The sequence below is a fragment of the Streptomyces sp. NPDC051940 genome (assembly GCF_040680895.1).
Taxonomy (GTDB): Bacteria; Actinomycetota; Actinomycetes; order Streptomycetales; family Streptomycetaceae; genus Streptomyces.
This window is the reverse complement of sequence record NZ_JBFAXR010000108.1, coordinates 21,071-30,129: the sequence shown is the minus strand read 5'-3', so window position 1 is coordinate 30,129 and position 9,059 is coordinate 21,071. Positions and strand designations below refer to the sequence as shown.

The 9,059-nt window shown below is 70.6% G+C and carries 8 protein-coding genes; 6 read left to right on the top strand and 2 right to left on the bottom strand.

Going from position 1 to position 9,059, the window contains the following annotated elements; all coding sequences use genetic code 11:
- Positions 1–326: 326 nt before the first annotated feature.
- Positions 327–2,219, top strand: a complete 1,893-nt coding sequence (locus AB0M28_RS30950) for a PA14 domain-containing protein (protein ID WP_365412370.1) — start codon at positions 327–329, stop codon at positions 2,217–2,219.
- 27 nt (positions 2,220–2,246) lie between these two features.
- Here the strand turns inward: AB0M28_RS30950 and AB0M28_RS30945 are convergent, their stop codons facing one another.
- A complete protein-coding gene (locus AB0M28_RS30945) occupies positions 2,247–2,837 on the bottom strand; it encodes a dihydrofolate reductase family protein (RefSeq protein ID WP_365412368.1) in 591 nt (196 codons plus the stop codon).
- A 126-nt stretch (positions 2,838–2,963) separates the two neighbouring features.
- Between AB0M28_RS30945 and AB0M28_RS30940 the strand changes: the two genes are divergently transcribed.
- The 5 genes from AB0M28_RS30940 to AB0M28_RS30920 all read left to right on the top strand — a co-directional run bounded on the left by AB0M28_RS30940 (position 2,964) and on the right by AB0M28_RS30920 (position 7,444).
- On the top strand, positions 2,964–3,533 hold the full coding sequence (locus AB0M28_RS30940) for a TetR family transcriptional regulator (RefSeq protein WP_365412366.1): 570 nt from the start codon (positions 2,964–2,966) through the stop codon (positions 3,531–3,533).
- Positions 3,534–3,574: 41 nt separating this feature from the next.
- On the top strand, positions 3,575–4,126 hold the full coding sequence (locus tag AB0M28_RS30935; RefSeq protein ID WP_365412364.1) for a GNAT family N-acetyltransferase: 552 nt from the start codon (positions 3,575–3,577) through the stop codon (positions 4,124–4,126).
- A 186-nt stretch (positions 4,127–4,312) separates the two neighbouring features.
- Positions 4,313–6,283, top strand: a complete 1,971-nt coding sequence (locus AB0M28_RS30930) for an Ig-like domain repeat protein (RefSeq protein ID WP_365412362.1) — start codon at positions 4,313–4,315, stop codon at positions 6,281–6,283.
- 139 nt (positions 6,284–6,422) lie between these two features.
- Entirely contained in the window at positions 6,423–6,809 is a 387-nt protein-coding gene (locus AB0M28_RS30925; protein ID WP_365412360.1) for a VOC family protein, read from the top strand.
- Positions 6,806–7,444 (top strand): TetR/AcrR family transcriptional regulator C-terminal ligand-binding domain-containing protein, encoded by a 639-nt coding sequence (locus AB0M28_RS30920; protein WP_365412358.1) that lies wholly within the window; start codon positions 6,806–6,808, stop codon positions 7,442–7,444. The genes AB0M28_RS30925 and AB0M28_RS30920 overlap by 4 nt, the downstream gene beginning before the upstream one ends.
- Positions 7,445–7,454: 10 nt before the next feature.
- Here the strand turns inward: AB0M28_RS30920 and AB0M28_RS30915 are convergent, their stop codons facing one another.
- Positions 7,455–9,059, bottom strand: a complete 1,605-nt coding sequence (locus AB0M28_RS30915) for a type VI secretion protein (protein WP_365412356.1) — start codon at positions 9,057–9,059, stop codon at positions 7,455–7,457.

Sequence of the window (9,059 nt, the reverse complement as noted above, 5' to 3'; positions counted from 1 at the left end):
GGAAGCTAAGCCTTTCCGCGCCGATGGTACTGCAGGGGGGACCCTGTGGGAGAGTAGGTCGCCGCCGAACAATTATTGAGCCTCAACCCCCAGCCATAGGCTGGGGGTTGAGGCTTTTTTGCGTCCACTGTCAATTCCCTCCCCCACCGGTGATCTGTTCGGCTACGATGCGGTCCGTTCCATTTGGTTGTACGTGTCCCAGGGGTGGGGGAAGACCGGACCGGATGTTTTCGTCGCTGAGGCGTGGTCTGCGTGCTGCGGCAGGGCTGGCTGTTGCGCTGAGTTCGTTGGGGGTTCTGCTCGCGGTGCTTCCCGCCGGCGAGGCCGTGGCTGCGACCACGTGCACATCGCCGGTGTACAAGCGGCAGTTCTTCGCCAACACGACCTTCTCCGGGACTCCGAAGCGAGTCGACTGCGACTCCGTAATTGATCAGACATGGGGAACCGGAGCGCCGGCCAGCGGCCTGCCCAGTAACTACTTCGGGGTGCGCTGGAGTGTCACCCGGGACTTCGGTTCCGGTGGGCCGTTCGTGTTCTGGGCGTCCGCGCGGGACGGGATCCGGGTGTATCTCGACGGCGTCCGGAAGATCGACATCTGGCGGAACGTGAGCACCACGCAGAGCAGGACGGCGTACGTCACCATCCCGTCCGGCCGGCACTCCCTGCGCGTCGACTTCGTGAACTGGACCGGGTCGGCGAACGTCAAGTTCTCCTACGCGCCGCGGACTTCGGCCACCGTGGACAAGGTGCGACCGCTGGCGCCGACGCTGGTCACCGGGTATCTGGAGCAGTCCACGGCGATGGCGAAGGTGACGTGGGCGGCGAACAAGGAGATGAATCTCGCCGGATACCGGGTGTATCGCAGGCCGGCCGGTTCGTCGGTCTGGACCCTGGTGAAGACGACGGGCTCCCGGTGGTACGGGGGTGTCCCGCCGGTGGCGGGCCAGACCTACTACTTCGAGGTGCGGGCGTACGACAAGGCGGGGAACACGTCGGCGGGCAGTGCGGACGTGGGCGTGAAGACGTACGCCATGACCACGCCCACGGGCTTCGGCGCACGCGGTGCCGACACGGGGATCCAGCTCACATGGAACGCCGTGCCCGGTGCGGTGCGGTATCTGGTGGTGAACGACGCCGATATGGACTCACCCTCCGAGTACGCCACCGGCACCAGCATGCTCTTCCACCCGGTGCAGCGGTCCCAGCTGGTGCGGTTCCGGATCGCCGCCGTGGACGGGGCGGGGCGGCAGTCCGCGCTGAGCCCCGCGTCCTACCCGCCGGCGGCTGCCCGACGTCTCGTCGCGGCCCCGCAGGAGCCGAGCGTGACCGCGGCCCCGGGCTCGGGCACCCTGCGGTGGAAGTACCGCCCGGGCCCCGATTCCCCGGACGGGGAGTACGCGGGCTTCCACGTGTACCGCTCGACCACTCTGCCGGTGAGTACGGCCACGGCGCCCCTGCCCTGCGCCACGACGGAGGTGCCGTTGTCCGACGGGCGTCGTGAAGTGACGTGCACGGACGATGCGGTCGATGCGGAGGGGACGTACCACTACGTCGTCCGTGGGTTCGATGCGGACGGGAACGAGTCGCTCAGCTCCGGCACGGTGACGCTGGCGAAGGACGTGACGCCGCCTGCCGCCGTGACGGGGCTCACCGCCACCGCCACGGAGTACGGAGTGGCGCTCAAGTGGAACGCGGTCGGCGATCGCGACCTCGCCCGCTATGTCGTCCACTCGGGGGACCTTCAGGGCGACACGTGCGTGGGCGGCCCGGTGAAGGAGCTGGCGCCCACCACGACTTCCTACGACGATGTGCGCCTGTCCGACGGCGAGGAGAAGTGCTACTTCGTCGATACGGTCGACCTCATGGGCAACTCGAACTTCGCGTCGACCGGCGGTGCGCAGAAGGCCGTGGTGACCGAGCTGGACCTGATGCCGACGGTCGCGACACCGGAGGGGTCCCCGGTGACCGTCACGACGTACCACGACGATCCGTGGCACGTGATGACCTGGGACGCGGTGCCCGGGGCGACCGCGTACCGGGTGTACATGTGGAGTCGGACCACCCTGTCGTACCGGCTGGTCGCCACGGAGCCGGAGGGCTATTTCAGTGAGGCGCTGGCGTCCGGCAGCACGTTCTTCTACCGGGTCACGGCCGTCTACGCCGACGGCTCCGAGTCCCTCCCGGCCTTCGTACCCGTGGTGACGCCGCCGTCAGAGTGACCGAATGCGCCTGCGTCCGTGCGGGGCCTACGAGGCCGGGGCGGACGTGGTGCGTGCGTATGTGGTGATGCTGAGGCCCGTGGTGAACGTGCGGGTTGCCGTGGGGGTGAAGGGCAGCGGGGCGAACGGGGCGTTCGCGAAGAGGGGGATGCCCGAGCCGATGGCGACCGGGTTGCGCTTGAGGATCAGTTCGTCGATCTCGGGGAGCAGCGCTGCCGCGAGTCGGCCGCCGCCGCAGAGCCAGATGTCCTGGCCGGGCTGGGACTTGAGTTTGCGGACCAGGTCCACGGGATTGTCGCGGACGACGTTCACCGCCGGGTCGACGGGGTCGAGGGTCGTGGAGACGACGTACGTCGTGAGGTGGGCGTACGGGTCGGTCAGGCCGGCCGCCAGGCCCGGTTCGTACGTGGCGCGGCCCATGACGACCGTGTCGAAGTGGAGGTGCGGGGTGTCCGTGAGGCCGAAGGCCGTGCGGGCCGGGGTGGGCATCGTCTCCGGATACTCGGCGAGGATCCCGTCGCGGGCGTCGCCTTCGAAGGGGAGGAAGTCGACCTCACCGCCGGGGCCGGCGATGTAGCCGTCGAGGGTGACGGCGATGTAGTACGTGAGCTTTCGCATCCGGTGCTCTTTCTGCTGGGGGCTGTGGTGGGTCCTGTTGCGCTTCAGACGATGTACTCTGACTGAAGTGGTTTCACCGTAGTACTGCACTTGCAGTGGTGTCAATGGAGTTGGAAGGAGCGTCTGTTGCGCCAGAACCCCGCCCGCCGTACCGCGCTGCTCGACGGAGCCATCGACGTACTCGCCCGCGAGGGCGCCCGCGGTCTGACCCTGCGCGCCGTGGACAAGGCGGCGGCCGTTCCCGTCGGCACCGCCTCCAACTACTTCGCCAACCGCGGCGAGATGCTCGCCCAGGTCATGCAGCGCGTTCTGGAGCGGCTGGCACCCGACCCCGAGGAGGTGACCGCGACCCTCGCCTCGGGGACCCCGCGTGAGGTGACGGCCGCCCTGCTGCGGCAGTTGCTTGAGCGCACCCGGCGGGAGCGCAGGTGTCATCTGGCGCTGCTCGAGATGCGGTTGGAGTCCACCCGGCGTCCGGAGCTGAACGCCGAGCTGACCGGTTTCTTCGAAGCGCAGCTGAAGGGCAATCTGGAGTTCCACCTGGGCTCGGGGCTGCCCGGTGACCGTGACGGGGTCGTGGTCCTCTATCTCGCCATGCTCGGGCTGATCGTCGACGACCTGACGGTGCCGGGGCTCTTGGCCCCGTACGGGCCGGAGCGGCTCGTGGACGTGATCGTGGGGCGGGCGCTGCCGTAATTGGCTTGGCGGGGGGCGGGGACGGGCCCGAGGATCGGCGTATGAGCTATGTGATCAGGGGTGTGCGGGCCGAGGAGTGGCGACAGTACAAGGAGTTGCGGCTGGCGGCGCTGCAGGACGAGGTGGCGGCGATCGCCTTCCTCGATACGTACGACAGTGCCGTCGCGAAGCCGGACTCCTTCTGGCGGGAGCGGACCGAGGGGGCCGCGGCCGGCGTGGCGGTGAAGGGGTTCGTCGCCGAGGACGGTGACGGGCGTGAGGTCGGTTGTGTGACCGTGCTCGTCGAGCGGCCGGGGCAGGAGGTCAGCTTCGCGTCCGAGGTCCAGGTGCCGCAGGGGCATCTGGTCGGCGTGTACCTGCGGCCCGAGGCGCGGGGTGCGGGGCTGGGGGAGAAGCTCTTCGCGGCCGCGCTGGAGTGGTCGTTCGGGCTGGCGGAGCCGCGGCTGGAGCGCGTGCGGTTGTACGTGCACGAGCGCAACGTGCGGGCGGAGGGGCTCTACCGCAAGTGCGGGTTCGTGCGGACGGGCGGGACGCTGGCCGCGGCGCCCGAGGTGGGCGGGGTGGAGGTCGAGATGGCGGTCGAGCGGCCGTAGCGCCGGCCTGCCCGTGCCGGACCCGGGTTGAACGGGTTCGGAAACTGCCGTCAGCTCGTACAACCTTCCGCCTGTCACACGTGTCTCACCGGCACCAGCGCGAATCCGCGCTCACGTCGGACCGCTCATCGCCGCGGTCCGGCACCAGGTCTCCCTTTCACCCTGGGGGTATGAATCACTGTGCGCATGCGCAGCACATCACTGGCGACGGCGGTTGCCGTCGCCGCGGGTTCCGTAGCGCTGGTGGGCGGCGCGGCCGCTCCCGCCGCCGCGGACACCCGCACGAACCTGCCGCTCGCCTCGTACGGGGACATGGTCGTCGACTCCGTGCACAGCCGGCTGTTCATCAGCGACCGGGACGCGAACCGGATCCTCGTCACCGACTTCGCCGGTGCCGTACAGGCCACCCTTCCCGGTCTGCCTCAGGTCCAGGGGCTCGCGCTCAGCGCGGACTCGAGCACCCTGTACGCCGCCGTTCCCGGTGCCGACAAGATCGTCGCCGTGGACGCCGGCCAACTGACCGAGACCGCCTCCTACCCGACGGGCACGGGCACCAAGCCCTCGGACGTGGCGGTGGGTGGCGGCAAGGTCTGGTTCGGTTACGGCGAGAACTGGGACACCGCCGAGATCGGTTCGCTCGACCTGACGACCGAGACCCCGACGGTCTCCCTGGAGCTGGGCATCGGCCAGAACTGGTCGGGCGCGCCGTCGGTGTACACGGACCCGGACCTGCCGGACACGGTCGTCGCCGTGGACGGGCACATCAGCTCCGCCCCGGTCGTCGTGTACGACGTGTCCACGGGCACTCCGGCCGTCCGTACCCAGAAGGAGCTGGACGGGTTCATCAAGAACCTGGCCTTCACCCCGGACAACCAGCGCTTCGTCGCCGCGGGCAACTTCGCCACGAGCATGCGCGAGTTCAGCCTCGCCGACCTGTCCGCCGTGGCGAGCTACCCGGGCAACTACACGATGGAGTCGGTCGCCATCGCGCCCGACGGCACGGTCGCGGGCGGTTCGACGGACCGCGACAACGTGGGTGACGTCTACGTCTACCCGGGCGGCGCGGGCGCGCCGGCGGCGTCCCGGAACCTGTTCGACGGGCCCCTCGACACCGATGGTGTCGCCTGGTCGCCCGACGGCAGCCGGCTGTTCGTCGTCAGCGACGACCCGTGGAACGCGACCGGCACCCTCGCGGTCATCGACCAGGCCCGCCGCTATCCCGTCACCGCGACGGTGGAGGTCCCGTCGACGGCCACCCGTGCCAAGGCGCTGACCGTCAAGGGGCGGATCTCCACCGCGCTGGCGCTGCCTTCGGGCGCCCAGGTGGCCGTCACGCGGACGGACGGGGAGTCGCCGAGCGGCAAGTCCCTCGGGCTGAAGACCCTGGCCGCGGACGGTTCGTTCTCGTTCGCCGACACGCCGCTCGCCGGCGGCAAGGCGACCTACAAGGTCTCCTACGCGGGTGACGACCAGCACTTCCCGGCGACCGCCAGCGGCACGGTCTCCGTGTCGTACAACGCGGTGAGCCTCGCGCTGTACAAGTACCCGACGTCCACCGTGTCCTACGGCGCGACCGTGAAGTTCCGCGCCCACCTGGGCTCGACGTACAAGAACCGCACCGTGGCGATCTACCAGGACCGGGCCGGCGACGACAAGGGCAGGCTGCTGGTCAAGTCCGGTACGGTCAACTCCTCCGGTGACCTGACCGCGTACGTGAAGATGTACCGCGACACCTCCGTCTACGCCGTCTTCACGGGCGACTCGCGGACCGCCGCGAAGACCGTCAAGGTGTGGGTGCCCACCCGGGTCAGCGTGAAGATGTACGTCAACGACTACTACAAGACCGCCTACACCGGCGGTCACACCTACTACTACATCCACGACTACAAGGACCCGGTGCTCTCCACCGCCATGACCGCCTACCCCGGCCGGTCCCAGCGGGTGGACATGCAGATCTACGCGTCCGGTGCCTGGCACAGCGTGGACCCGATGTACGTGCCGTTGAACTCCTCCGGCAAGTCCTACGTCAAGCTCGAGGGCGACTGGCCCAACAACTACAAGCTCCGGGCCCGGTCCGTCTACGTCGACGGCTCGTCCGGCGACAGCGTGAACGCCACGACGTACAGCTCGTGGAAGTACTTCATCTTCACCTCGTAATACCCCGAACGGGGCGGAGGGCGCGGCGGCTTCACGGCTGTCGCGCCCTCCGCGCGTTCCGGGATCTTGACGCCGGCCGACGGTCCTGAATATGATCCGTACCGGAACGGAACGTAAGTCCGAAGCGGAGGGGTCCGACATGCGGGTCAAGGCTTTCGATCACCTGGTGCTCAACGTCACCGACGTCGACAAGGCGCTGGAGTTCTACACCGGACCGCTGGGCCTCGAGCCCGAGCGGGTCGAGGAGTGGCGGGCCGGGAAGGTGCCCTTCCCGTCCGTACGGATCGACGCGTCGACCGTCATCGACCTCTTCTCCCGGCCCCGCGGCGAGTCCAACGTCGACCACATCTGCCTGGTCGTCGATCCGCTGGACTGGCAGGAGGTCATCGACTCCGGCACGTTCGACGTCCTCGAGGGCCCCGTGCCGCGGTGGGGTGCGCGCGGGTCGGCGACCTCCGTGTACGTCAAGGACCCGGACGGCAACACCGTCGAGCTGCGCTGGTACCCGCAGGACGCCGGGCAGTGACACCGCCCCCCGCCACCGGCCGGCCGCGCGATCCGGCGATCGACGCGGCCGTGCTCAAGGCCACCGCGGACGAGCTGGCCGAGCACGGCTGCGGCGGCTTCGCGCTGGAGCGCGTGGCGGCGCGGGCCGGGACGAGCAAGGCGGCGATCCGGCGCCGCTGGCCGCAGCGCCAGCGCCTGGTCATCGACGCGCTGGGCGCGCTGATGGCCGTACCGCCCGCGCCGGACAACGGCTGCACCCGGTGCGATCTGCAGCAGAGCGTGCGGCTGCTGGCCCAGGCCCTCGACGAGCGCCTGCCGCCCGGGGTGCTCGCGCCGCTCATCGCGGAGTGCGCGGGGGATCCCGAACTGCACACGTATCTGCTCGACACGCTGGTGGCGCCGAGCCGTTCGGCGGCGCTGGTCGCTGTGCGGCGGGCCGCGGACCGGGGCGACCTGGTGCCGGAGACGGATCCCGAGCTGCTCGTGGACCTGCTGGCGTCGGTGGTGTACCAGCGCGCCCTGTTCGGGCAGGAGCCCGCCTCCGCCGTGCGGCTGGTCGACCTGCTGCTGCGGGGGGTCGCGGCGGACTTCGACGAGTTGGTACGGATCAGCCGGATGCCGGCCGCCGAACGGCCGGGGCACCGGCACGACTGACGTCCGGGGGTCAGCTCCCGGCGCCCAGCTCCGGCCAGCGGTCCTGGGCCTGTTCCGGGGAGCGGACCACCGCGAGGAGCGGCAGGGGGCGGGCCGTGAGCAGCTGCGGGAGCTGGGGGACGGGCGCGACCGCCGCCACGTCGTCGAGGACCAGCGTCAGTGGTGGGTCGAGCCGGCCGGTGGATGACCGTGCGGCCATGCGGCGGCCGTGCTCGACCACGTCTGCGGCGAGGGCGGTGAGCAGGGGCATCGCGCCGGGCTCGCGCCGGGGATCCTCGATGGCTTCACCGACCACGTAAAGCGTTCCCCCCTCGTCGATAAATGACTCCAGAGTGAGCGAATCTGTCCGATTGGCGATGCAACTGTTCCGGATGTGGAGGGTGGAGAGGGCAGAGAGGGCCCGCGTGACGAGCTGTTGCGCCTGGTCCCTGGTCGTCGGGTGGGCCGTGAGCGCGGATTCGAGGCGTCCCGCGGAGCCTTCCGCGGCACGCCTCGCGGTACGGAGGATCTTCACGGGTTCGTGGGCGGCGCCCTGGGCGGCGGCCCAGCGCTGGATATGAGCCATCGGGCGGTTGTCCACCGCGGCCGCGTGGAGCCAGCTGGTGAGCAGGGTGCGGGCGGTGTCGGCGATGGCCGCGTCGGCCCGGGCGCGGGGGGTGATCGCGTACAGGAGCGCTGCCGCTCGGGCGTCTGCGACCTGGCGGTCCGTGCAGCCTTCCGTGGGGCTCCAGCGGATGCGGTCGGGGGTGTCGCAGCGGTGGTTGGGGTCGTAGACGAGGGTCGGGCCGAGTTTGGCGCGGGCGTCCTTGGTCTCCGACCAGAGGGTGGGGTCCGAGGTGACGACGAGGGCCGCGCCCTCGGCGGCGGTCAGGGCCTCGCGGGCGGGGGTGGTGTCGCGCGTGCGCTGGTAGATCAGCGGGCCGTTGGGGGTTGCGGGTTCGGCTTCGGGCCGCGCCTCTTCGCGATGCGTGGTGAGCGGTTCTCGTTCACTGGCGGCGCCGCCCCGCGCCTTCGGCGCCTCGTCGTCTTGCGGGGTGAGCGGTTCTCGTTCGCCGGCGGCGCCGCCCCGCGCCTTCGGCGCGGGGGATGCCCCCGCCCACACGCCACCCGTCACCGTGCCGACCTGGTCACCGTCGGCGCCTGGGGGTTGCGGCTCGTCGTGCCGGCTGTCGCCGGAAGGGCGCTTTGCAGAGCCGCGGCCATTCCGACGGCGCCGGCGTTCCTCCTCCGCCGCCGCGAGGCGGTCCGCTCTGCGGTCCGCGCGGTCCGCGCGCCAGCGGGCGACGCGGGTCATCGACGCCACCGTCAGCACGAGCAGCACCAGCAGCTGGCCGATGAACACCCCCCAGAACAGGCCCCAGCCCGACAGCGCCGCCGCCGGTGTCCGCGGCCACGCGCCCGCCAGGTCGTGCGGCTCCTGCATCAGCTCCCGCATCGCCGCCGGTGTCCGCGCGAAGGTCACGCCCGGCGGCCACGAGCCGTGCGCCAGCAGGCCCGCGAGGCCCGTCGCCGTCCACACCAGCACCGTCAGGCCCAGCAGGAACGCGATCACGCCGATCAGCAGCGCGTCGGGGATGCCCCGCTCCGAGGACGACGTCTCGCGCGGCACCGCCAT